Below are 24547 nucleotides of genomic sequence, written 5' to 3'. Positions count from 1 at the left end.
TGCCACATATACGCGCGCGCTTCACGTCGGCGGTGGGATAAGGGCGCATGCTGCCCCGGAGATCGACGATGTCCGCCACGCCGCAGTCTGCCTCCGCTCCTTCCTCCCGCCACCCTCTGGTCACCGTGCTGTCGCTGCTGCTGGTCGTGCTCGGCCTGGTCATCGGCGGGCTCGGCGCGTGGCTGCTCAGCCTCGGTGGCTCGGCCTACTATGCGATCGCCGGGTTCGGCCTGCTGGCCAGCGGCATCCTGTTGTTCGGCAACCGCCGCAGCGGTGCGCTGCTGTACGCGTTGGTGTTCCTCGGCACGCTGCTGTGGACCTGGTGGGAATCGGGCAGTGATTACTGGCGCTGGGTGCCGCGTCTGGGCCTGGTAACCGCGCTGGGCATCGTGCTGGCGCTGCTGGCGCCGACCCTCCACCAACCCGTCTCCAGGCGCCTGTCGCGCAGCGTGGCCGGCGTGCTGATGCTGGTGTTCGTGGCGGCCTTCGGCCTGGCGTTTGCGCCTCATGGCGAAGTGGATGGGCATCAGCCTTTCCCGGAAGGTGCAGCCAGTGCCGGCCTGGAGCCGACCCGGGACACCACCGGCCTGCAGCCGGCCGACCAGCCTGCCGACGGTGATTGGCCGGCGTGGGGCCGCAGCAACGCCGCCACCCGTTACTCGCCGCTGCAGCAGATCACGCCGGCCAACGTCGGCACGCTGCAGCTGGCCTGGCAGTTCCGGACCGGTGACCTGCCCAAGAAGCGCTGGGGCGCGGAAACCACGCCGCTGAAGATCGGCGACCGCCTGTACCTGTGCACCGCCCGCAACCGGCTGATCGCGCTTGATGCCGCCAGCGGCAAGGAGCTGTGGCGGTTCGATCCCAAAGTGAAGGATGCCTCGATCCCGTACACCGCCGCCTGCCGCGGTGTGAGTTACTACGAGCAACCGAGCGCACCGACCCTGGCCGATGCGGCACTGGCGGATGTCGCTGCCGATCTGGCACTGCCGGAGCCACCGCCCAGCGTGACCCGGAGTGCTGCGCCGGGCAGCCATCCGGCCTGCTGGGCGCGCATCATCGAAGGCACGCTGGACGGCCGCCTCATCGCGGTGGATGCCGGCAGCGGCCGACCCTGCGCCAACTTCGGCAACAACGGACAGGTCGACATCACCCTGGGCATGGGCGAGGTACCGCCGGGATACGTGTCGATCACTTCGCCGCCGGCCATCGTGCGCGGGGTGATCGTCACCGGCCACCAGGTGCTGGACGGGCAGCGTCGCGATGCACCGTCCGGTGTGATCCAGGCCTACGACGCGATCACCGGCAAGCTGCGCTGGGCGTGGGACATGGACCAGCCCGAGCGTAGCGGCCTGCCTCCGCGCGAACAGACCTATACGCGTGGTACGCCGAACATGTGGACCACGGCCACCGGTGACGAGGCATTGGGGCTGGTCTACCTGCCGCTGGGCAATTCCGCCGGCGACTACTGGAGTGGCTCGCGCACGGAAAACCAGAACCGCTACGCGACCTCGCTGGTGGCCATCGATGTGGCTACCGGCAAGCCGGCCTGGCATTTCCAGGCGGTGCGCAAGGATGTCTGGGACTACGACCTGGGCTCGCAGGCCAGCCTGATCGACTATCCGACGGCTGCCGGCAAGGTGCCGGCGATCCTGCTGCCGACCAAGCAGGGCGACATCTACATCCTCGACCGCCGCAACGGCCAGCTGCTGAGCGCCGCTGAAGAGCGCAAGGTGCCCATCGGCGGTGTCGAGCCCGAACAGCGCTCACCCACCCAGCTGTTCTCGCTGTACCACACGCTGCGCCGCGAGCATGAGCTGACCGAGCGCGACATGTGGGGGCTGACCCCGATCGACCAGCTGGTCTGCCGCATCCAGTTCCGCAAGGCGTACTACGAAGGCTTCTATACGCCGCCGAGCAGTGATCGTCATTCCATCGAGTACCCCGGCTACAACGGCGGCTCGGACTGGGGCAGCGTGTCCATCGATACCCGTCGCGGCGTGGTCGTGGCCAACTACAACGACATGCCCAACTACAACCGGCTGGTGCCGCGTGCCGAGGCCGACCGGCTGGGCTGGCTTCCGCGCGAGAAGATCCGGTTCGACAAGGGCGGCGCCGAAGGCGCGGGCGACCCGCAGGTAGGCACGCCGTACGCCATCCAGGTCAATGCCGGCTGGCGGCTGCCGTTCACCGGCTTGCTGTGCAAGCAGCCGCCGTATGGCGGCATCCGGGCCATCGACCTGCGCACCGGCAAGCTGCTGTGGGACCGCCCGTTCGGCAGTGCCCGTGGCAATGGACCATTCGGCATCCGTTCGGGCCTGCCGATCGAGATTGGCACGCCCAACAACGGCGGTTCGGTGGTGACCGCCAGCGGCCTGATCTTCATTGCCGCGGCCACCGATGACCTGTTGCGCGCCATCGATCTGAAGAGCGGCAAGGAGTTGTGGCATACCACGCTGCCGGCGGGCGGGCAGGCCAACCCGATGGTGTACGAACAGGATGGCCGTCAGTACGTGGTGATCGTGGCGGGCGGACACCATTTCATGGAAACCCCGAAGGGCGATTACGTGATGGCCTATGCGCTGCCGGAACCGGGGCGGCCGGTCGCCGCCCGCGCTCCCTGATGATCGATCAAACCGTCACTACCACCTTGCCGATCTGCTCGTTCGATTCCAAGTAACGGTGTGCGTCCTGGATCTGCGCGAACGGGAACACCCTGGCGATCTTCGGCGCCAGCGTGCCCTTGTCCAGGCCATTGACGATGAACGCCTTGGCCCGGGCCAGTGCGGCATCGTCGGAGACGATTTCCGAATACAGGTAACCCTTCAGGGTCAGCGACTTGCCCAGTACGTTGAACAACGGGAACGGCGTGGGTTCGCTGCTCAGCGCGCCGTACTCCAGCAGGATGCCGCCGCGCGCCATCGCTTCGGTCAGCGGCACGAACTGCGGGCCACCGATCGGATCGAACACCACGCGGGCACCGGCGCCATTGGTGATGCGCGCTACTTCGGCCACCAGATCCTGTTCCTCGGTGGCGATGACATGGGCGGCACCGGCATCGAGCAGGGCCTGGCGCTTGCCCGGGCCACGCGTGACCGCGATGGGCGTGGCGCCTACGGCATTGGCGATCTGGATCGCGGCCAGGCCGACGCTGCTGCTGGCGGCGGTGATGATGACGAAATCCCCCGCGGTCAGTTGCGCCTGTTCCAGCAGTGCGCCCCAGGCTGTGACGTACTGCATCCACACTGCGGCAGCCGTTTCAAAGTCCAGTGTCTGCGGATGTTTGACCACCAGTCGCGCCGGCACGTTGGCCAGCTCGCCATAGGTGCCCCAGCGTGCGATATCCAGCGGCGGTATCACGCTGACCGCATCGCCTGCAGCGAAGCCGCTCACCGCACTGCCGATGGCTTCAACCACGCCGGCCGCTTCGTAGCCCAGGCGGCTGGGGAACTGCGCTTCCTGCAGGTAGGCACCATTGCGGAACATCACCTCGGCGCGATTCAGGCCGATGGCCTTGACCCGGATCTGGACCTCGTCGGCGGCGGGGGCGGCAACGTCGATGTCGTCGATTCGCAGTACATCGGCATTGCCGTATTCGTGGATGCGGACAACCTGGCTCATGGGGGGGCTCCGAGAAAGGGCCGACGAGGGCGCCGGCGAAAGGGTGAGGGCTACTGTGCGCGTAGTCTGTACCCAGAATAAGGGGTAATCTCGTGTTTCATTGAAAACGGAATGTTTGCAATGGACTTGATTGCTCCCCTGCGAACCTTCGCAAAAGTGGCCGAGGTCGGCTCGTTCGCCGCCGCTGCCGAGGTGCTGGACCTGTCCCCACAGGTGGTCGGCAAGCACGTCCAGGCGCTGGAGCAGCATCTGGGCGTGCGCCTGCTCAACCGCACCACGCGCAAGCAGAGCCTGACCGACTTCGGCCAGGCCTACCTGGCGCGGGCGCGGGTGATCCTGGAAGAAGTGGAGGGCGCCGAGCAGCTGGCAGAGGTGGCACGCGGACGGCCGATGGGGCGCCTGCGCATCAGCGCACCGGTGACCTTCGGCGTGCATGCGCTGGGCCCGGCGCTGGTGGCCTACATGCAGGCGTATCCGGACGTTCAGGTCGATCTGAACCTGTCCAACAGCCTGGTCAACATCGTCGAAGACGGTTACGACCTGGTATTCCGTACCGGCGACCTGGCCGACAGCGGGCTGGTGGCGCGACGGCTCGGGCCGTATCCGCTGGTCCTGTGTGCCTCGCCGGACTATCTGGCTTCGCGCCCGGCCATTACCCATCCCAATGACCTGAGCCGTCACGAGTGCCTGGGCTTCGCGCATTCAATCATCCGCACCCGCTGGAGCTTCCGCGATGCCGAGGGCAGCGTGCTGACCGTGCCGGTGTCCAGCCGCTTCATGGTCAATCAGGCCGAGCCACTGCTGACTGCGGCCGTCGGTGGGCTGGGACTGATCCTGCAGCCCTACGAAATGCTCTCGGCGACGCTCGCACGCGGTGATCTGGTGGAAGTGCTGCCGACGTTCGAGCCGGTGTCGACCTGGATCCATCTGCTGTACCCGCGCGACCGCCAGGTGACGCCCAAGCTGCGCAGCTTAGTGGATTTCTGCGTGGCGCGGTTCAGCGAGCAGAGCATGGCGCGGCGGTAGCGCGGCCATCGGTCAGCATTGTTCCTGTCTACTGTGAAGGATCATGCCCTCACGCCGCTTCAGGACCGCAACGTGTTGTGCGCTTTCCAGCCAACGCGCGCAGTGGATGGCAGCGCATCGAAGCATTCAACGTTACCGTTGATGTGTTGCCGCAGAGTCCCAGGCGTGGATGCGGCGGGCCGATCCATCATCTAGGATGCGTCCAGGGACACCCGCAAAGGAACTGTAATGAGGGCTTTTGGACGCCTGTTTCTCTGCAATGCGCTGGCCTGCGTGGTCCTGGTGACCGCCTCGGCTTCTCCGGTAGTTGGCGCAAGTTCTTTCGAGCATGCGCATCCACGTGCGCAGAATGCCATCGATGACTGGCTTGCGGCCTTCAATGCGGGCAGCCTCGAGGGGCTGCAGGCATTCGCCGACAGATATGCGAAGCAGGAGGGCAGCACTCCCAAGGACTATCTCGACTTTCGCGAGAGCACAGGCCCGCTGAGCGTTCTGGAAACACTCGAGAGCACGTCCAGCCAGGCGAAGCTGTTGGTGATGGGCCAGGTGAACGAGCGTGCGATGCGGGTGACGGCCGTCATGGATCCGGCCAATCCTGCGCACGTGAAGCAGTTCCAGATTGAGGGCGCTGAAACGCCGGACAAGTACAAGCCAGCTCGGGTGGCTTTGCCTGTCCTGATGGCCGATGCCGCGGCAAAACTCGAGGCGCTGCGGGCGCGGGACGCGCTGTCGGGGGCGTTGCAGGTGGTACAGAACGGCAAGGTGCTGCTGGACTGGCGCGGTGGCGATTCTGATCGCACCGCTGGCATCCCAGTGGGCGTGGATACGCAGTTCCGCCTTGCATCCTCCAACAAGATGTTCACCGCAGTGGCCATCCTGCAGCTGGTGCAGGATGGCAAGCTCAGTCTCGATGACACGATCGGAAAGCACCTGCCGGACTATCCGAACAAGGCCGTCGCCAACAACGTGACCGTACGTCATCTGCTCTCACATACCAGTGGCCTGGGTGATTTCTTCGGCGATGATTTCGAACAGTATTCTGCGTCGCTGAGGACGCTGGATGACTACGTGCAGCGCTTTGCCAAGGATGCGCCGCAGTTCGCGCCTGGCAGCCAGGACAGCTACTCGAACTATGGCTTCATCGTACTGGGGCGCATCATCGAAGCGGTTTCAGGGCAGTCGTACTACGTCTATGTTCAGGACCACATCCTGCGCCCGGCCGGTATGACCGGCACCGGCTTCGAGCCGGAAACAGTGAGCGTTCCGCAGCGTGCCGTCGCCTACACGAAGAAGGATGGGCAATGGCTCCGTGAAACGAAGTCGCTGCCCTGGCGTGGCATGTCAGCCGGTGGTGGCTACAGCACGGTGAGCGACATGGTGGCGTTTGCCGAGGCATTGCGTAGTGGAAAGCTGGTCTCACCTGTATTGCTGCAACAGGCCACCACGGCGCAGAATCACAAGGGCTGGTACGGATTCGGCTTCGTGGTGCAGGGCGAGGGCAGGGAACACCAGTACGGCCACGAAGGCGGTGCGCCCGGATCGAACAGTGCCATCGTGGTGCTGCCCGCGCAGGGCTGTGTGATCGTTGGCCTGGCCAATGTCGATCCGGATGCGATCGGCAACGTGGTCAACTACATCGCGCGAAGAGTGCCGCTGTAGGCCCGAGCGACTGTGCTGCAGCGATGTTGACGCTGGGGCGGGTGGCGGACCAGAATCGGTTCATGAGCCGATTCCTTCCCGTGGTATGTCTGGTCGCCAGCATGGTGCTCCTGCTGCGCGGAATGCAGGTGATACTCAAGGGTGTCGCGGTGATGGCCAACGAAGGTGCCAGCGCTGCGTATGCACAAGGCTACCTGCATGGACAGGCGGTAGCCGGGTGGATGTTGATTGCTGCAGCAGCAGCCTGTGCGCTCATTGCCTGGCAGAGGGTGCGCGCGAAGAAGTGAGAGACGGCCGCATCAGCGCGGTGCCCGCACCATCTTCGTCATCAGGTGTTCGACCACACCGGCCGGGTCCGCCGTGCGACCCACGTGCGTGCTCGACATCTGCACGATCGAGCTGCGCTTGGCGGTGAGGAAATGGAAGCGCGCGCGTGCCGGCAGCTGCGCGATCGGCCCGGCGCTGGCGTCGCCGCGGCAGATCGCCACGATCGCATCCAGCCACGGCTGCAATGCCTCCTGGTCAAGCGCCGGCGCAAACGCGTGCAGGCGTGCCGGATCGATCTCGATGGCCGCTTCCAGATGACGCGCGCCGGGGCAGGACACGATCACTCCGACGTTGATGAACTCTTCGCGTTCCACCCGCGGCACCACGCGGATGACCGCATAGTCATACGTGTGCAGCGCGGGCACGGATGGCCTCCTGCACGAACACCGCACGCACTTTCAGGCGGTGCTTGAGATAGTCGATGTAGCCCTGGCGATAGGCCTGAGGACTGTCGAACGCCGGCTCGTTGACCAGCCAGCTGTCCGGCACCAGGCCGACGATGCGCTCGATCTCGGCATCGGTCAGGCGGGCGGCCAGTTCGGCATCCACCTCGGCGATGCGGCTGGCGAACGACAGCAGCACGTGGTCGCGGATCAGTACGAAGGGCTTCTCGCAGGCGTCGCCGGCATTGGCCCAGTCGTGATGGAAGTACATCGCCGCACCGTGGTCGATCAGGTACAGCTTTCGATGCCACACCATCAGGTTGGGATTGCGCGTGGTGCGATCGACATTGCTGGTGAACGCATCGAACCAGACAATGCGCGAGGCCAGGTCGGCGTCCACCGGCATCGCGGCCGGGTCGTAGTTGATCGCGCCGGGCAGGTAGTCCAGGCCCAGGTTCAGGCCCTCGCTGGCACGGATCAACTCCTGAATTTCCGGGTCCGGCTCGGTGCGGGCGAATTCGCGGTCCAGTTCCACGAACAGGATCTCTGGAATCGGCAGGCCCAGCGTGCGCGCCATCTCGCCGGCAATCAGCTCGGCGATCAGCGCCTTCGGTCCCTGGCCAGCGCCACGGAATTTCAGCACGGCCATGCCGTCGTCGTCGGTCTCGACCACGGCCGGCAGGGAGCCACCTTCCCGTAAAGGGGTGATGTAGCGGAGGGCATGTACGGTGCGCATGGGCGCATTCTAGCGTGGCGCCGGTGGGGCCGTACCCGGCCTGGGGGCAGCGTGAATGCGTGGAGGGAAGCAGGCACGCATTGTGGCAACAGCGTTGGCCGCCGGGGCAGGTAATGTCAGGCTCCGACGCACTGGATGCCTGGCACGGTGCGCTGGCAAGGATCGCGCGCAGTCTTCACTTCTTCCTTCCGTGCACGATGGCAGCATTCGATCCAACGGAGCATCACGCCCGCGTGTGACCTTCAACAGGAGGCCGTCATGCCGCTACTGCGCAGCTGTCACGCTTCACTCTGCATGTACTGCAACGCGTGGTGTTGACCCTGGTCTGACAGGGCCAGACATGCCGGCATGGATGGCCGTCACCCGCAACACCTGCCACGCTTCACACACCGCTGATCCGGCACGCCGCTGCCGTTTCCGGCGATCCATACACCTGCCGTTTCCACGTTGCCGATTGCGATGCCCGAGGCATCGCCTGCGTGGAAGGCCACTGTGTCCACGCTGTCCCTGCAGGCTTTGGAGGTGTACCGATGAGCGACGAACTCAATCCCATGCTGCCGCCGCTGGATGATGCCAAGGTCGAGGAAATGATCGGCAAGCTGGTGCTGGTCGGTGTCACCCGCTATGGCGGTGATGGCCAAGTGCAGGGGCTGGAGCAGTACGCGGGTACGGTGCTGCGCATCAGCGCCGACGAAGGCGTGGTGCTGGCCGACGAGAACGATGGCCACGAGCGCTACCTGCCGCCGATGCTCGACCAGTACCTGCCCGCCGAACCGGGCGAGTACCGCATGCGCAACAGCGGCATGATCGTGGTCGACCCGGACTACCTGGCCACCTGGGACCTGCACGCCCAGCAGTAGTGCCAGGCCACGCCTGGCAGGTGCCGGCAGTTCCCCGGCACCTCCCGGCGCTGCACTTTGCCCCATCCGGCCACTAGTCCTTCCGGCCCATTCACTACAGCCCCTGCGGTGCTAGATTCGGGCCCTTGCCCGTCCTCGGGCGCCCATTCACACCCCAGGGGATAAGGATGCTGATCCGTCGAACCTCTCTGGCGGCGGCCGTTGCCGTTGCCACCGTCGGCCTGCTGGCCGCTGGCCCGGCGCTTGCCGACTACGCGAAGCCGCCGGAACACCTGCTCAAGGTGCTGAAGGCACCGCCGCCGCCGGCGCCGAACGTGGCGCCGGGTGGACAGCGCCTGCTGCTGACCACCGCGCAGACCTATCCGTCGATCAGCCGCGTGGCCCAGCCCTATCTGAAGCTGGCCGGCGTGCGCCTGGAGCCGAAGAACCGCAGCCGCCATGACACCCCTGGCGGCTATGGCATTCCGGCCTGCGTGGCCGACTTCACCCTGGTCGATATCGGCAGCGGCAAGGAAACCAAGGTGAACCTGCCGCAGGGCTGCGCCACCGGCGCGCTGTGGTCGGCCGATGGCAGCCACTTCGCCTTCCAGAACGCGGTCGACACCAGCGTGCAGCTGTGGGTCGGTGATGCCGCCACCGGCCAGGTGAAGCAGGTGCCGAACGTGCAGCTGAACCCGATCTTCGGCAACACCGTGCAGTGGCTGGGCGGCAGCCAGAACCTGCTGGTGAAGCTGGTGCCGGCCAATCAGGGCCCGGCGCCGTCCAATGGCGGCGTGCCGACCGGCCCGGACGCGCAGGAGTCGCTGGGAAGCAGCGGCGAGAGCAGCACCTATGAAGCGCGCGACACGCTGACCAGCGTGCATGACGAAAAGCTGTTCGCCTACTACGGCGCCTCGCAGCTGGCGGTGGTCGATACTGCGGCTGGCAGCGTGCGCCCGGTCGGGCAGCCGGCGCTGTTCAACGAGGTCAGCGCCGCACCCGATGGCGTGCATGTGCTGACCGAGTCGATCAAGGCCCCGTATTCGCATGCGGTGACCTACCAGCGCTTCGCCAACGACGTGGCGGTGCTGGACATCGCCAGCGGCAAGACCACCGCGATCGCCAGCCTGCCGCTGGCCGATCGTGTGCCGGTGCACGGCGTGCCGGAAGGCCCGCGCGGTTTCGACTGGCGCGCCACCGATCCGGCCACCCTGGTCTATGCCGAAGCGCTGGACAAGGGCGACTGGAAGGTCAACGTGCCGCACCGTGATCGCGTGCTGATGCTGAAGGCCCCGTTCAACGGCAAGCCGACCGAAATCACCCGCACTGCGCAGCGCTTCGAAGGCTTCGCGTGGACCGCCGATCCGGCCGTGGCTTTCCAGTACGAGAACGACGAGAACCGCCACTGGATGCAGACCCGCATCGTCGACGTGGACCAGCCGAAGAAGGAAGGGCGCCTGCTGTGGGACATGTCCAGCGATGAGCTGTACGGCAACCCCGGCAACCTGGTCTTCACCCGCCTGCCGAACGGCGCGCCGGTCGTGCGTCGTGAGGGCAACCATGTATTCCTCAGCGGCCGTGGCGCTTCGCCGCAGGGTGATCGTCCGTTCCTCGACCGCCTGGACCTGGGTACGCTGAAGAGCGAGCGCCTGTTCCGCAGCAGTGCGGATGCCTACGAGCAGTTCCTCGGTTTCAGCGCCACGCCGGGCCGCTACCTGACCTGGCACCAGTCGGTGATCGATCCGCCGAACGCCTTCATCCGCCAGCAGGGTGAGGCGGTGGCCGATGCGAAGGCCGGCGAGGCGCAGTTCGCCTCCAGCGCCACTGCGCTGACCAGACTGGTCGACCCGACCCCGGAAGTGCGCCAGATCAAGAAGCAGCTGGTGACCTACAAGCGTGCCGATGGCGTGGACCTGTCGTTCACCCTGTACACGCCGCCGGGTTACAAGGAAGGACAGCGCGTGCCGGCGATCCTGTACGCGTACCCGGCCGACTTCGCCAACGCCGCGCAGGCCGGGCAGGTGTCCGGTTCGCAGCAGACCTTCACCCGCCTGCAGCCGTACCGCCTGATGCTGCTGGCCGGCTACGCGATCATCGACAATGCCTCGTTCCCGATCGTGGGCGACCCGAAGAACGCCTATGACACCTACCTGGAGCAGCTGGAAGCCGACGCCAAGGCGGCGGTGGACAAGGCAGTGGACATGGGTGTGGTTGACCGCAACCGCATCGGCGTGACCGGTCACAGCCATGGTGGCCTGATGACCGCCAACCTGATCGCGCACACCAATCTTTTCAAGGCGGGCGTGGCCACCAGTGGTTCGTACAACAAGACCTTCACCCCGTTCGGCTTCCAGAACGAGCGTCGCTCGGTATGGCAGGCGCAGGACGTGTACCTGAAGGCCTCGCCGTTCTTCTATGCCGACAAGATCAAGCTGCCGCTGCTGCTGGTGCACGGCGAGGACGACGCCAACCCCGGTACCGAACCGTTCCAGTCGCGCAAGCTATACCAGGCCATCCGTGGCAACGGCGGCACCACCCGCCTGGTGATGCTGCCGAACGAGCCGCACTGGTACACCGCGCTGGAATCGAATGAGCAGCTGGTTTCGGAAATGCTGAACTGGTTCGACACCTACGTGAAGAACGCCAAGTGAGATGCAGCAGGGCCGCCCCGGGGCGGCCCTGCTGCTGGCTGCCGCGTGGCGGGGATGGGGAGTAACCGGCGAAGAGGGAGCGTCGATCAGGAGGGTATCACGCAGTCTTGACATCCGCGGGAGGCCCATCCGATGATCGGGCCGGGGAAAACGCATTCAGGGATGACATGCACCAGGGGACGGTAGCCAGTCAGGGCGTCGCGCGCGAGCGCGTGGTTCACGCCCAGCCAGATCTGGCGTTGCGGGGGCTGGTGCTGCTTGCGCAGTTCCATGGCATTGCTGCGGATGCGGAGCAGCTGGCGCATGCGCATGGACGCAACGGCGAAGCATTTGACGAGACGACCCTGCTGCTGGCCGCCCGCCGGTTGGGCCTCAAGGCCCGGATCTCAGCGACGCCGCAGCGGCGCCTTTCCAGGGTCACGCTGCCGGCGCTGGCGTTGGCGGGCGCGCATCCTTTCATCATTGCGCGGATCGACGCCGATCAGGTGCTCATCCACGACCTGGCCGAAAAGCGGCCGCGAACGCTCACGCTGGACGAACTGGGGCAGCGCTATGCAGGACGCCTGCTGCAGGTGACCTCGCGCGCCTCGGTGCTGGGCGAACTGGCAAGATTCGATTTCAGCTGGTTCATCCCGGCAGTCATCAAGTACCGGCGCTTGCTGGTCGAAGTGCTGATCGTCTCGTTCTTCATCCAGATGTTTGCCCTGGTAACACCGCTGTTCTACCAGGTAGTGATGGACAAGGTGCTGGTGCACCGGGGGCTCACCACGCTGGATGTGATTGCCATCGGCCTGGTTTCGATGGCGGTGTTCGACGTGGTGCTGTCAGGCCTGCGTACGTACGTCTTCTCACACACCAGCAGCAAGATCGATGTCGAACTCGGCGCGCGCCTGTTCCGGCATGTGCTTGCGCTTCCGTTGGCGTACTTCGAGTCACGCCGCGTGGGCGACACCATCGCCCGCGTGCGGGAACTGGAAAACATCCGCAGTTTCCTCACCGGGCAGGCGTTGACCTCGGTGCTGGACCTGTTCTTCACGGTTGTCTTCCTTGCCGTGATGTTCCACTACAGCGGCTGGCTGACCCTGATCGTGGCGCTTTCGCTTCCGGTGTATGCACTGATTTCGGCATTGGTGACGCCTGTACTTCGCAGGCGCCTGAATGACAAGTTCCAGCGTGGCGCCGACAACCAGGCGTTTCTGGTGGAGACCGTCAGCGGCATCGGAACGGTCAAGGCCATGGCGGTGGACCCGAGGGTGACCCGCACGTGGGACAGCCAGTTGGCGGGATACGTCAGCGCAGGCTTCAACGTCACCCGCATCGCCACGCTCGGCCAGCAGAGCGTGCAGCTTGTGCAGAAGCTGGTGGCCGTTGCGATCCTGTTCTGGGGCGCGAAGCTGGTCATCGAAGGCAAGTTGAGCCTGGGTCAGTTGATTGCCTTCAACATGCTGTCCGGCCAGGTGGCGGCGCCGATCATCCGCCTGGCTCAGCTTTGGCAGGACTTCCAGCAGGTCGGGATCTCGGTCGAACGACTGGGCGATATCCTCAATACGCGCACTGAGCTGCCGGGAAGCCGGATGGCATTGCCTCCGATCCAGGGCCGGATCACGTTCGAACGCGTCGGGTTCCGCTATCGTCCAGACGCTGCGGCCGTGCTTGCTGATATCGAACTGGATGTCCGGCCCGGCGAAGTGGTTGGTATCGTCGGGCGCTCAGGCTCGGGCAAGAGCACGCTGACCAAGCTGGTGCAGCGCCTGTATTCGCCGGAACAGGGCAGGGTGCTGATCGATGGACACGATCTGGCGTTGGCCGATCCGGCATGGTTGCGGCGACAACTCGGCGTGGTCCTGCAGGAGAATTTCCTGTTCAACCGCTCGGTGCGCGAGAACATCGCGCTGGGCGAGCCTGGCATGCCGCTGGAACGAGTAATCCAGGCCGCCACGCTTGCCGGCGCGCACGAGTTCATCATCGAGTTGCCCGAGGGCTATGACACCAAGGTGGGTGAGCATGGCACGGGGCTTTCCGGTGGACAGCGCCAGCGCATCGCTATCGCCCGGGCGCTGATCACCGATCCGCGCATCCTGATATTTGACGAGGCCACCAGCGCCCTGGACTACGAGTCCGAGCACGCCGTGATGTCGAACATGCGTGCGATATGCAAGGGCCGCACTGTACTGATCATCGCGCACCGGCTGTCTACGGTGCGCCACGCCAACCGCATCGTGGTAGTAGAGAAGGGGCGGATCGTCGAGGTTGGTGCACATGAGGAACTGATGCGCCGGCCGGAGGGCTTCTATGTGCGCCTGCATCGGCTGCAGGCGGGTGCGGCATGAAGCATCGGTTGCAGGCTGCAGGCGATTTCCTGCGACGATATGGGCGCGTGGCCGGTGCAGCCTGGAAGGCACGGGCGCAGATGGAGGCGCCACAGCGAACGGCAGATGAGCGTGACTTCCTGCCCGCCCACCTGGAGTTGATCGAGACCCCCATTTCGCCAACGTCACGCTGGAGCATGCGGATCATCATCGCGCTGTTCTGCGTGGCGCTGTTATGGGCATGCATCGGCCAGCTGGACATCGTAGCGGTGGCTCCGGGCAAGACTGTCGTCAACTCACGGACCAAGGTGGTACAGCCGGCCGAGACTGCGGTGGTGCGTCGCATACTGGTGCGCGACGGGCAGGCGGTGAAAGCGGGTGAACTGCTGATCGAGCTGGAGGGGGCGGGCACCGGGGCGGAGCTCGCCCAGGCTGACGAAGCGCTGACCAATGCACGGTTGGCGGCGCTGAGGCTTGATGCATTGCTGGTGGCCTTCGACACGGGCAACGTGCCGCAGCTGCCTCTGGACAGCAGGCTGCCTGCGCAGCGGCTGGCGGACGAACAGGTGCTCGTGCGCAGCCAGTTCGACGCATTCCAGGCCCGGCGCAATGGCTTGCAGGCCGGCATCCAACAGCGCCAGGCAGAGCTTCACACCACCGAGGGCCTGATCCAGCCGCTGAGCGATTCGGCGCAGATCGCACGCACCCGTGCGGCGGACTATGCGCGCCTGGTGGAGGGCAACTACGTAGGGCGGCATGACTATCTGCTGCGCGAACAGGAACGCATCGCCGCCGAGCGGGACCTGGCCACGCAGCGCAATCGGGTGCAGGAGCTGCGCTCGGCACTGCTGGCGGCACGGGAAGAACTGCGCGTGCTGGTCACCGATACCCGGCAACAGGCCCTTGATGAACTGCGCAAGGCCCAGGAGCAGATCGGGCAGATGGGGCCGGAAGTGGCCAAGACCGGTCAGCGCAACCGTCAGATGACGTTGCGCGCGCCAGTGGACGGAACGGTGCAGCAGCTGACCGTACACACCGTGGGCGGGGTGGTGACGCCGGCACAGCCGCTGTTGGTGGTGGTGCCCAGTGGTGATGGCATGGAAGTGGAGGCAACGCTGCTCAACAAGGATATCGGCTTCGTACGGCCGGGCCAGGCGGTCACCATCAAGATCGACAGTTTCCCCTACACACGTTACGGCTATCTCACCGGTACCGTCGTGAGCGTCTCCCATGATGCGGCACAGGATGAGCAACTGGGCCTGGTGTTTCCTGCACGCATCCGCCTGGACCGTTCCGAGCTGGATATAGGCGGCGTCAAAGTGAGGATGAGTGCTGGCATGAGCCTGTCCGCAGAAATCAAGACGGGGCGGCGGCGGGTCATCGACTATCTGCTCAGCCCTCTTCAGCAGCACGCGCAGGAATCGCTGCGTGAACGCTGAGCGCGATCCTGCAGTGGCTGGCAGGTGGCTGGCAAGCGTGTGCCGGCTGCGGTTCGGCCTGCTGCTGTGCTTGTCGATGTCGGCGATGCTGGTGGGGTGCGGGTCCGACAGGAAAGAGCCAGAGGCCGCACGGCTGCAGGGACGCATTGGTGGAGTCGCGCTGGAGGTGCCCAGAGAGGATGTGTGGATATGGGAGCAGGACCGGGACGCGCGCGCCGACCCCTCGTCAAGCTGCGGGGCACCGTTGCGCAGCGTTTCCATCCAGCTGCGTTGGCCGGAGATGGTGCCGCGCAACGCACAGACCCGGGAGGACTACGACCGGCATCACTCTGCGGGGAACGGCGATTCGAACTGGATTGACATCGGCCTGAACCAGGCAGGCGAGGGCGAGAACATTACGCTGCGGCAGATTCGTGACTGGGGACTGTACCGCCTTCACCATCAAAGACTGCCCGCCGAGGTCACATTCGAGTTCGGTCGTGACGCCGCCCTTGGACTGGAGATGGCCAGACCGGCGTTGCCGGAGAGCCGGAGCTTCAACTGGAACAGGGTCACCTATACCGACAGCCTGGACCCGGCACGCGCACCCACCGTCCTGATCCGCTGCATGACCGGGCCGCAATACGCACCTCCGCAGTGGACGCCACTGTGCGAGGCCTCGCTTGAGCAGCCTGGGCTGCTGAACGTACGCACCACCGTTGTTTATCGTCAGAACCTGTTGCCGCATTGGCGGAAGATCGAGTCGGATGTCCAGGCCTATCTGAAACGCATCAGGTCCCATTGCCCTACACACCGGAACGTGAAGGAGATTGAACATGGTTGAAACGATGACCGCCGAACAGCGTGCAATGGCGCGGGCGATGCTCGACAGCGGCAAGATCGAGGAGGTGTATCAGTTCATCGCCGGATTCGGGCATCGCTATGCCCGGCTGGCCAGTGGCGTGGCCGTGGGCAACATGTTCTCCGGTCTGACCGCACTGGAGTTTCTGGAGGAAACCGCAAAAGATCATGGAGTTCCGGTAGACGATGCAAAAATCCAGGCCGTGCGCGCGGGCATGGCCCGGGGTCTCCTGGATATGCTTGACCAGATCGCCAATGCGGCCGGTGATGTTGTCCGTGAGATTACCGCCGACGAAGCATGGACCTTCCACAATCGCATCTTCACCGAGCTCAATCTGCCGGTCGATTCCTGGACGTTGAATACGCCGTTCAAGCTGCTGGACGAACAGGAGCGTGCCGCCATCTGGGACTCGATGCTCGACAGCAACGGTCGTCTGCCATGGGACACCAAGGCCGGCATCGAACTGCTGGTCGAGGTGGTCAAGAACGCAGAGCACGATCCGCAGGGCGCCGGCACATGGTTCCTGCGCCTGGGGGCGAACGAGGATGTGTACTCGGCATGGCTGGCGCGGTTGAGCACCGAAATGCTGGAGGACGGCTCCGGATGGGTTGCCCGCCCCTTGGATCCCTTCCTGTTCTTCACCGGCGCGCTGATGCTGGATGCCCAGGACGGGGAGTTCAACAAGGACCAGATCCGCGAATTCCTCAATGCCCTGCCCGAGGTGCTGAAGCTGTCGGTCAAGCAAGGGAGCGGACTGACCGCCTATGGCTCGCTGCAGGGTGATGCCATCGACGGTACCGATGAGGCCGACGTCCTCTTCGGCCAGGATGGCGCAGACGTGCTCTCTGGCCTGGCCGGCAACGATGTGATCGACGGCGGTACCGGCAACGATACCCTGAACGGCGGCGCCGGCAATGACGCACTGTTCGGTGGCGCGGGCAACGATACGCTCGACGGCGGTACCGGCAGCGACCAGTTGCACGGCGGTCTGGGTTTTGACACCTACACCATTGGTACTGGCCTGGCCGGCGATCTGGATACGATCGTCGATACCGACGGCAACGGTACCGTGATCATCAACGGCAACGGCGCTTGGGCCAACGGACTCATCGCGACGTCAGCCACCACCTGGGAGAGCGCCGATGGCCAGATCAAGGTCAGCCACTCGGTCGCCAACGGTTCGAAGCTGATCATCCGCAGTGGCACCGACACCGGCAGCGTGATGGTCGACGGCTGGAGCCAGGGCCACCTGGGCATCACGCTGCCCGAGTTCAAGCCCGGCCAGGGAGGCACGGGAGGCACCGGGCTGGCTGATTTCCTCAATCCCTTCGTGAACAGCGTGCCCAGCGCTGCGGTCAACCTGTCCGGTGGCAATGGCCGCGACATGATCTGGGGAACCGCGTTCGGCAGTGGTGACACCCTGGACGGTGGTGAAGGCAGTGACATCATCAACGGTCGCGGTGGCGCCGACATCATCACCGGCGGCGTCGGCCACGACTTCATCTCCGGCCTGGGATCGGGGACGATCGCGCATGGCGGAGAGGGCAATGATGTCCTCAACGCACAGTGGAACTTCGGCTTTGATGTGCGCACGAATTCACGTGTACCGATTACCGAATCCGGCATCTGGCGCGACGTGGAGGCCTTCTTCAGCTGGAGCGCGATGCAGAGGCTGGGACGCCGCGATGATGGCAGCCTGGCCATCGGCTTCGACTATGGCCTGTCGGGCATGTTCGATTTCAGTGGCGCCTCGGTGGCGCCAGGCTGGACGTTCAGATTCCGGCGCCTGGACAATGATACCTACACCCTGGTCTACAGCAGCGCCACCGAGCCGGATGGCATCGCGCTGGGCCAGGGAAGGATCACCACGGAGGGCGGCTCCGGCATCACCTACACCAGCGGTGTGAGCCTGTTTGGCGAAGACGGCAACGACCAGCTCGGTGGCAGCAGTGCAGCGGATTACCTCGATGGGGGAGATGGTGACGATGCGATCAGTGGAGAAGGCGGCCACGATGTGATCCTGGCCGGGGCCGGCAACGACCAGGTGGCCGGCGGTGATGGCAACGACAGCATCGACGGCGGTGCCGGCAACGACGAGATGTGGGGGGAAGGTGGAAATGACCTGATCGACGGTGGAGACGGTGATGATCTGATCTGGGGTGACTACTACCCGCAATCCGGAATCGTTGGCGGCGGCAACGACATCCTGCGGGGTGGCGCCGGCAATGACCAGCTGTCCGGCCAGGCTGGCGATGATCTGCTGTCCGGCGGCATTGGCAACGATCTTCTGGTTGGCGGTACCGGCAATGATCGCCTGGTGGGCGAAGACGGTGACGATGAGCTGCAGGGCGAAGACGGTGACGACACCCTTGACGGCGGCAATGGCGCCGACCGGCTGTTCGGGCAGGATGGCAATGATGTTCTGCTGGGAGGCGAGGGCGCCGATCATCTGGAAGGTGGCGATGGCAATGATCATCTCGATGGTGGCGCCGGCAAGGATGTGCTGATCGGCGGCGAAGGCGATGACACGCTCATGGGTGGCGAGGGCGACGACGAACTGTGGGGTGGGACTGGCAAGGACACACTGTCCGGTGGCGAGGGCGCCGACACCCTGCGCGGTGAAGCGGGCGACGATGTGCTTGCCGGCGGTGCGGGCAACGACATGTTGATGGGCGGCGATGGGCGCGACACGCTCGACGGCGGCGATGGCGACGACGAGCTGCAGGGTGGCGCCGGCAATGATTCCCTGAACGGCGGCAACGGCGCTGATCGTCTGTTTGGTGAGGATGGCAACGACAGCCTGTATGGCGGCGCCGGTGATGACGTCCTGGCCGGCGATGGCGGTGCCGGCAGTTCCGGTGCGGCTGGCAATGACTATCTCGACGGCGGAGCTGGCAACGACGTGCTGTTCGGGCAGGGCGGGCACGACGAGCTCAATGGCGGAGCCGGCGATGACAGATTGTACGGTGATGAAGACAATGGCCCGGGAGGCAACGATACGCTGCGCGGTGGCGCAGGCAATGACCTGCTGTCCGGCGGCGCCGGCGACGACATCCTGGATGGCGGCACCGGCAATGACGTGCTCTACGGTGGCACCGGCAACAACCAGTACCACTTCGAAGCGGGGTTTGGTATCGATCATGTCTACCTGCAGGAGGGCAATCCGGGTAGTGATCGCATCACCTTCGGTTCAAGCATCAACCAGGCCGACCTGCACTACGAGGCGTACGGGCTGGATCTGATCATCCGCCACATCAACGGCGCTGATACGGTGGTGGTGCACAACTACTTTGCATCCACCGGAGCGGGCGGGATCGCAGTGGGCGGCACCGACGTCACCGATCGCGGCCGCCTGGAGGAACAACTGGAGCTGCCGTCGCTTGTCTTCGGTACCGGCGGTGATGACAGCATGCTGGGCACCAGCGGCGATGACAGTCTGTATGGCGCCGACGGCAACGATACGCTGATGGGCCTGGAGGGCAACGACCGGCTGTTCGGGGGCGGCGGCGATGACCTGCTGATCGGTGGTTTTGGCCATGACGTGCTCGACGGCGGCGCCGGCAACGACATCTATCACTACGACTTCGGTCATGGCTACGACCGCATCATCAATCTGGGCAGCGCCGAGGCGGGCACGGACATCATCCGAATCGGCCCTGGGCTGACTCGGGCGATGATCAACAACGTCCAGATCTCCGGCGATGACCTGATGCTCGCCTTCTTCACCGGCGCGGGGTTCCAGTCACTGAGCCTGGATGGATTCCTTGCCGGGAGCAATCGCAGCCACATCATCGAATTCGACGATGGCACGTGGATGAGCGCCGAGGACTTCGTCGAGACGGCGCGCAGCTGGAACGGTACCGACGGTGACGATACATACACGGCGACCGATGAAGGCAACAACCTGCGTGCCGGTGCCGGCAACGATATCGTCCATGGCCAGGGGGGCAATGATCGAATCTTCGGCGGCGAAGGCGACGATCAGCTGTTCGGTGGCGACGGCAACGATGTGATCTACGGCGATGGCGGCGCGGACGTGCTTGATGGCGGCGCCGGTGACGACATGCTGTATGCCAACGAGTTCGGCGACGGCAGTCCCGATATCCTGCGCGGTGGCGCAGGCAATGATCGCTACTACATCAGCACCGGCTACCAGTACGGCAGCTCCCCGGACACGGTCATTGAACTGGAAGGTGAAGGCGTGGACACCGTCTTTGCCGAGTCCTTCTCGTACACCTTGACGGCCAATGTCGAGAATCTGGTGGGCGTGTTCAACAGCAGTACCTGGCATTGGCAGAATCCGTCCTATCCCGGTTGGATCGTGCACATTCCCCGCAGCTTGGTCGGCAATGATCTGGACAACATCATCCAGTTCGGCAAGCCGTCGTACATGGGCAGCCATAGTGGACGTTATTACGTGCTTGACGGTGGTGCCGGCAATGACACGCTGATCGGAACCGAGGCCAACGAAACCTATGTGGTCGACAGCCTTGGCGATGTGATCATCGAAGGTGACTGGGGCTCTGACAACCGCTTCTCCATTGATACGGTGCGTGCCAGCCTGTCCTATTCGATCGCCAATCTGGTCAACATCGAGAACCTCGAGCTGGTTGGCAGTGGCGATTGGGCAGGTTGGGGCAATGCGGGCAACAACACGCTCAACGGCCGCACGTCGATGGGTGCCAACCACCTGTACGGTGGGATGGGCGATGATCGCTACATCATCAGTGCCAACGATACGGTGGTGGAGCTGGCCGGCGAGGGCAACGATACCGTGGTGATTGACGCCATCGAGGATGGCGCGCCACAGAACCAGTGGTTCGATGTCGCCAATTTCGCAAATATCGAGAACCTGGAGCTGGGCAACAACCTGGTGCCTGATGGACGCGGCGCGGGCACCATCAACGGTGGCGCGTTCCATGCGAATCTGCGCGGCGATGCCGGTGACAACGTCCTGACCGGAAACGGGTTCAGCAACGAGATCCGCGGTGGCGGAGGCAACGATACTCTCAAAGGCGGCGATCGTGAGCCGAACACGGTCTACAAGGCCAGCCGGGACTACCTGTACGGTGAAGAGGGCAATGATCTGCTGATCGCAGGCCAGGGCGGTGCGGACCTGCATGGCGGTACCGGCGATGACGTGCTCAGGGGCGGTTATGGCGACGACGATTTCCACTACGGAATAGGCGATGGTCGCGATACGGTGGATTCCTGGGCCGGCGCCGGCCGCGACCGTGTGGTGTTTGGCGCAGGGATCGACCCGGACCACGTCACCTTCAGTCGCAGCGGTCTGGACCTGATCGTGCAGGTCGGCAGCGATCCGAATGATCAGCTTACGGTCAGCAGCTACTGGTATGAGGAGGGCGACAGGCTGGTGGTGCGTGGGGTGATCGACCACTTCCTGTTCGCCGACGGCACCGTGCGCCGCGGCGATCTGCACCAGCTGCCGTACACCAATAAGCCTCCGGTCACGCTGATCCCGTTCGTCGAGTTCGAGGCCATCGGTGAGACCGCCTTCTCGGCGAAGATTCCCTCGGGCATGTTCCAGGATGAGGCACAGGACACGCTGACCTATTCGCTGAGTGAGAACGCGCCAGCCTGGCTGGTCATCGATCCGCTCACCGGCGAGCTTACGGGCACACCGCCCAATGGCGGTGCGGATCTTTCGCTGGACATCATCGCCGCCGACAGCTGGGGGCAGCGCACCACGGCCTGGCTGACGGTGAATGTACGCAACGTGCTGCGGGGTACCGACGGCGCGGATGTACTTGCCGGCACCCAGTTCCGCGATGATCTGCATGGCGGCGCGGGCAATGATGTATTGAGTGGTGCAGGTGCCGGTGATCGCCTGTATGGCGGTGAGGGCGACGATATCTATGTGGTGAGCGACCCGAGCCAGCAGGTGATCGAACTGGCCGGCGGCGGTGACGACACTGTTCGCAGTGGCAGCCATCGCTACGTGCTGGGCGAGAATGTCGAGCGGCTCGAGCTGCTGGACGGTGCGTATGAGGGGACCGGCAACCAGGGCAACAATACGTTGATCGGCAATCTGGGCGACAACAGGCTTGATGGCGCCGCCGGGGAAGATCGCCTGGTCGGCGGTGGCGGCGATGATACCTACGTGGTCGACAGTGCCGGCGACGTTGTCATCGAGGTGGCCGGCGAAGGCATCGATACCGTGGAGTCGGCGCTGGACTGGCAGCTGGGCGACCATCTGGAGAACCTGGTGCTGACCGGCTCCGGCAACCTGAGCGGGGTTGGCAACAGCCTGGACAACGAGCTGTATGGCAATGATGGCAACAATCGGCTCGAAGGCGGCCTGGGTGCTGATCGTCTGTACGGTGGCCTGGGCGATGATCTGTACATCATCGAGTCGGCCCAGGATCGCGTGTTCGAGGACGAAGGCGGCGGCCTGGATACCATCGAGCGCCGCTTCGAGACGAACCTGATCCTGGCCGACAATGTCGAGAACCTGATCCTGGCCAACGGCATTGTGTCCGGCAACGGCAACGCGTTGGACAATGTCATCAATGGCAACGCTGCGGCAAACAAGCTGAGCGGCATGGACGGCAACGACACCCTTGTCGGTGGTGATGGCGATGACCAGCTATGGGGCGGCAGCGGTGACGATGTCCTGCGCGGTGACAATGGTGCGGACTATCTTGACGGCGGCAGCGGTGCTGATCAGATGAGTGGTGGCGCAGGCAATGACATCTACATCGTGGACAATACGGCGGACACGATCATCGAGCTTGCCGGCGGTGGCACTGACCAGGTGCAGTCTTCGGCTTCCTACACGCTGTCGGCGGATCTGGAGAACCTGTTCCTGACCGGAAGTGCTGACATCAACGGGACCGGCAACGCGCTGGGCAACTACCTGGCGGGCAACAGCGGCAGCAACACGCTCAACGGAGGAGGCGGCAACGACACGCTCAGTGGTGGGGGCGGCAACGATACCCTGCTGGGCGGAGCTGGCAATGACGCCTATCTGGTCGATGCGAACTCGGGCAGCGATGTGGTCGACAATACCGGTGGCGGCAACGATACGGTGTTCTTCCAGAACGGCGTCACCCGGGAGCGGCTGAGCTTCTCCCGCGAGGGGGATGACCTGTTGATCCGGATCGACCAGGCAGCCACGCCGGCGGTGCGCGTGCGCAATCACTTCCTCGGCGGGGACTGGGCCATCGATCAGGTTCAGCCTGACGGAGGCAGTTCACTCAGCGCGGCCCAGATCAATCAGCTGGTGAGTGGCGGCAGTGGGGGCGGATTCGACAAGACCATCACCGGCACCTCGGCGGGAGAGCAGTTGGTGGGCACTGCCGGCAAGGACCTGATCGAGGGACTGGGGGGCGATGACACGCTGTTCGGCATGGCAGGCGACGACACGCTGCGCGGAGGCGATGGCAATGATCAGCTTGCAGGCGGCAACGGCAGCGCTGCGGGCTCCGGCAACGACCGGCTCGAGGGCGGGGCAGGCAACGATACCCTGCGCGGCCAGGATGGCAACAACGTGCTTGTGGGTGGCAGTGGCGATGACCAGTACATCCATGGCGGCGGAAACGATGTGATCGACAATACGGGGGGCGGCGTCGACTGGCTGTTCTTCCAGAACGGCATTACCACCGGACAGCTTGCTTTCACCCGCGAAGGTGACAATCTGGTGATCGTTGTGAACGGAAACGCCAACCAGCGCGTCACGGTGACCAATCACTTCCTCGGCGGTGACTGGGCGCTCGACTACCTGCAGGCTGCCACCGGCAATGCGCTCAACACCGCGGCCATCAATGCGCTGGTCAGCAACGGCGGCGGTGACGGCGGAGGTACGCCGGGCGCCGGAAACGATGCCGACTACCCGTCCAAGATCAACGGTACGGCGAACGCCGAGCAGTTGGTCGGTACCAGCGGGCGTGACCTGATCAAGGGCCTTGCCGGCGACGACAAGTTGTTCGGAATGGGGGGCGATGACAAGCTGGAAGGCGGCGATGGCAATGATTACCTGTCCGGTGGCAACGGCAGCTTCAGCGGATCAGGCAAGGACATCCTGATCGGTGGCGCCGGCGATGACCAGCTGGTGGGCGAAGATGGCGATGACATGCTCATCGGCGGAGTGGGCAACGACACCTATTTCTACCGGGCCGGATCGGGCGCCGATACGGTGGACAACACCGGCGGTGGTACCGACTGGTTGTACTTCGATGGCATTGATCGCAGCCGCCTGAGTTATCACCGTGACGGCGATGATCTGGTCGTCAGGGTGGATGGCAGCGCCGGGCAGCAGATGCGTGTGCTTCGTCATTTCCAGGGTGGGCAGTACGCCATCGCTTTCGTGCAGCCTGGCGATGGTGACTACGCCATCACCGCCGATCAGATTGCCAGTCAGTTGACACCGATGACGGCACTTCGCACCAGCATGACGTCTGACGCTGCGCCTGCGCCGGAGGGAATGTCGCTGGAGGCCGAGCTGCAGCATCTGGTAGGGGCCATGGGCGCGTTCCGGGCAGGTGCTGCCACCGGGCTCGTTGGCGATGTACCTGTGCAGCTGGCCGATGTCGACCCATCCCTGTGGGCGGGTGCACTGCACCGTCAGGAGGCGCGCGCCACACTTGTGCCGGGCTGATCCGGCCTGCGCATGAGGTGGCATGCCCGCAACGGTTCCGGCAGCAGGGGCCGTTGCGGGCGGGTTGGGTCGATGAGCTTCGGCCGGCGGGGCATTGGCCGA

At 64.6% G+C, this 24547-nt stretch carries 13 protein-coding genes; 10 read left to right on the top strand and 3 right to left on the bottom strand.

Going from position 1 to position 24547, the window contains the following annotated elements:
- Nucleotides 1–68 precede the first annotated feature (68 nt).
- Complete coding sequence (locus VN11_RS14120) at nucleotides 69–2621, top strand: membrane-bound PQQ-dependent dehydrogenase, glucose/quinate/shikimate family (RefSeq protein WP_053450211.1); 2553 nt, start codon at nucleotides 69–71, stop codon at nucleotides 2619–2621.
- Between the two features lie 7 nt (nucleotides 2622–2628).
- Here the strand turns inward: VN11_RS14120 and VN11_RS14115 are convergent, their stop codons facing one another.
- Nucleotides 2629–3618, bottom strand: coding sequence for a zinc-dependent alcohol dehydrogenase family protein (locus tag VN11_RS14115; protein WP_053450210.1), 990 nt, complete (start codon nucleotides 3616–3618; stop codon nucleotides 2629–2631).
- A gap of 120 nt (nucleotides 3619–3738) precedes the next feature.
- Here VN11_RS14115 and VN11_RS14110 point away from each other — a divergent pair, with 120 nt between their 5' ends.
- From VN11_RS14110 to VN11_RS14100, 3 genes are all read left to right on the top strand, one after another.
- Entirely contained in the window at nucleotides 3739–4644 is a 906-nt protein-coding gene (locus tag VN11_RS14110; protein WP_053450209.1) for a LysR family transcriptional regulator, read from the top strand.
- Nucleotides 4645–4872: 228 nt separating this feature from the next.
- Nucleotides 4873–6303 (top strand): serine hydrolase domain-containing protein, encoded by a 1431-nt coding sequence (locus tag VN11_RS14105; RefSeq protein ID WP_053450208.1) that lies wholly within the window; start codon nucleotides 4873–4875, stop codon nucleotides 6301–6303.
- 62 nt (nucleotides 6304–6365) lie between these two features.
- The gene (locus VN11_RS14100) at nucleotides 6366–6590 is read left to right on the top strand and encodes a hypothetical protein (RefSeq protein WP_148564983.1); all 225 of its coding nucleotides are present in this window, start codon (nucleotides 6366–6368) and stop codon (nucleotides 6588–6590) included.
- 12 nt (nucleotides 6591–6602) lie between these two features.
- Here the strand turns inward: VN11_RS14100 and VN11_RS14095 are convergent, their stop codons facing one another.
- On the bottom strand, nucleotides 6603–6995 hold the full coding sequence (locus VN11_RS14095; protein WP_053450206.1) for a DUF3037 domain-containing protein: 393 nt from the start codon (nucleotides 6993–6995) through the stop codon (nucleotides 6603–6605).
- Nucleotides 6973–7749, bottom strand: a complete 777-nt coding sequence (locus VN11_RS14090) for a HipA family kinase (protein ID WP_053450205.1) — start codon at nucleotides 7747–7749, stop codon at nucleotides 6973–6975. Before VN11_RS14090 ends, VN11_RS14095 begins: the two co-directional genes overlap by 23 nt.
- Nucleotides 7750–8279: 530 nt before the next feature.
- On the opposite strand from VN11_RS14090, the gene VN11_RS14085 reads away from it, so the two are divergent.
- The 6 genes from VN11_RS14085 (at nucleotide 8280) to VN11_RS22865 (ending at nucleotide 24445) form a co-directional block, all read left to right on the top strand.
- Nucleotides 8280–8609 carry a hypothetical protein gene (locus VN11_RS14085; RefSeq protein WP_053450204.1) on the top strand — a complete coding sequence of 110 codons (330 nt, stop codon included), beginning with the start codon at nucleotides 8280–8282 and terminating at the stop codon, nucleotides 8607–8609.
- 167 nt (nucleotides 8610–8776) lie between these two features.
- On the top strand, nucleotides 8777–11239 hold the full coding sequence (locus VN11_RS14080; protein ID WP_053450203.1) for a S9 family peptidase: 2463 nt from the start codon (nucleotides 8777–8779) through the stop codon (nucleotides 11237–11239).
- Nucleotides 11240–11406: 167 nt separating this feature from the next.
- The gene (locus VN11_RS14075; protein ID WP_053450202.1) at nucleotides 11407–13569 is read left to right on the top strand and encodes a type I secretion system permease/ATPase; all 2163 of its coding nucleotides are present in this window, start codon (nucleotides 11407–11409) and stop codon (nucleotides 13567–13569) included.
- On the top strand, nucleotides 13566–14987 hold the full coding sequence (locus VN11_RS14070) for an HlyD family type I secretion periplasmic adaptor subunit (protein ID WP_053450201.1): 1422 nt from the start codon (nucleotides 13566–13568) through the stop codon (nucleotides 14985–14987). The genes VN11_RS14075 and VN11_RS14070 overlap by 4 nt, the downstream gene beginning before the upstream one ends.
- The gene (locus VN11_RS14065) at nucleotides 14977–15810 is read left to right on the top strand and encodes a hypothetical protein (protein WP_238581818.1); all 834 of its coding nucleotides are present in this window, start codon (nucleotides 14977–14979) and stop codon (nucleotides 15808–15810) included. The genes VN11_RS14070 and VN11_RS14065 overlap by 11 nt, the downstream gene beginning before the upstream one ends.
- Nucleotides 15803–24445: a putative Ig domain-containing protein gene (locus VN11_RS22865; RefSeq protein WP_053450200.1), complete on the top strand. Its 8643-nt coding sequence runs from the start codon at nucleotides 15803–15805 to the stop codon at nucleotides 24443–24445. The genes VN11_RS14065 and VN11_RS22865 overlap by 8 nt, the downstream gene beginning before the upstream one ends.
- Nucleotides 24446–24547: the final 102 nt, after the last annotated feature.

It is taken from the genome of Stenotrophomonas maltophilia (assembly GCF_001274595.1).
GTDB classification, from domain to species: domain Bacteria; phylum Pseudomonadota; class Gammaproteobacteria; order Xanthomonadales; family Xanthomonadaceae; genus Stenotrophomonas; species Stenotrophomonas forensis.
This window is presented reverse-complemented; position numbering and strand designations above follow the sequence as displayed.

What these genes read in the sequence shown, in the direction of transcription:
- VN11_RS14120 (WP_053450211.1), top strand. Translation starts at nt 69, where the DNA reads ATGTCCGCCACGCCGCAGTCTGCCTCCGCTCCTTCCTCCCGCCACCCT.
- VN11_RS14115 (WP_053450210.1), bottom strand. Translation starts at nt 3,618, where the DNA reads ATGAGCCAGGTTGTCCGCATCCACGAATACGGCAATGCCGATGTACTG.
- VN11_RS14110 (WP_053450209.1), top strand. Translation starts at nt 3,739, where the DNA reads ATGGACTTGATTGCTCCCCTGCGAACCTTCGCAAAAGTGGCCGAGGTC.
- VN11_RS14105 (WP_053450208.1), top strand. Translation starts at nt 4,873, where the DNA reads ATGAGGGCTTTTGGACGCCTGTTTCTCTGCAATGCGCTGGCCTGCGTG.
- VN11_RS14100 (WP_148564983.1), top strand. Translation starts at nt 6,366, where the DNA reads ATGAGCCGATTCCTTCCCGTGGTATGTCTGGTCGCCAGCATGGTGCTC.
- VN11_RS14090 (WP_053450205.1), bottom strand. Translation starts at nt 7,749, where the DNA reads ATGCGCACCGTACATGCCCTCCGCTACATCACCCCTTTACGGGAAGGT.
- VN11_RS14085 (WP_053450204.1), top strand. Translation starts at nt 8,280, where the DNA reads ATGAGCGACGAACTCAATCCCATGCTGCCGCCGCTGGATGATGCCAAG.
- VN11_RS14080 (WP_053450203.1), top strand. Translation starts at nt 8,777, where the DNA reads ATGCTGATCCGTCGAACCTCTCTGGCGGCGGCCGTTGCCGTTGCCACC.
- VN11_RS14075 (WP_053450202.1), top strand. Translation starts at nt 11,407, where the DNA reads ATGCACCAGGGGACGGTAGCCAGTCAGGGCGTCGCGCGCGAGCGCGTG.
- VN11_RS14070 (WP_053450201.1), top strand. Translation starts at nt 13,566, where the DNA reads ATGAAGCATCGGTTGCAGGCTGCAGGCGATTTCCTGCGACGATATGGG.
- VN11_RS22865 (WP_053450200.1), top strand. Translation starts at nt 15,803, where the DNA reads ATGGTTGAAACGATGACCGCCGAACAGCGTGCAATGGCGCGGGCGATG.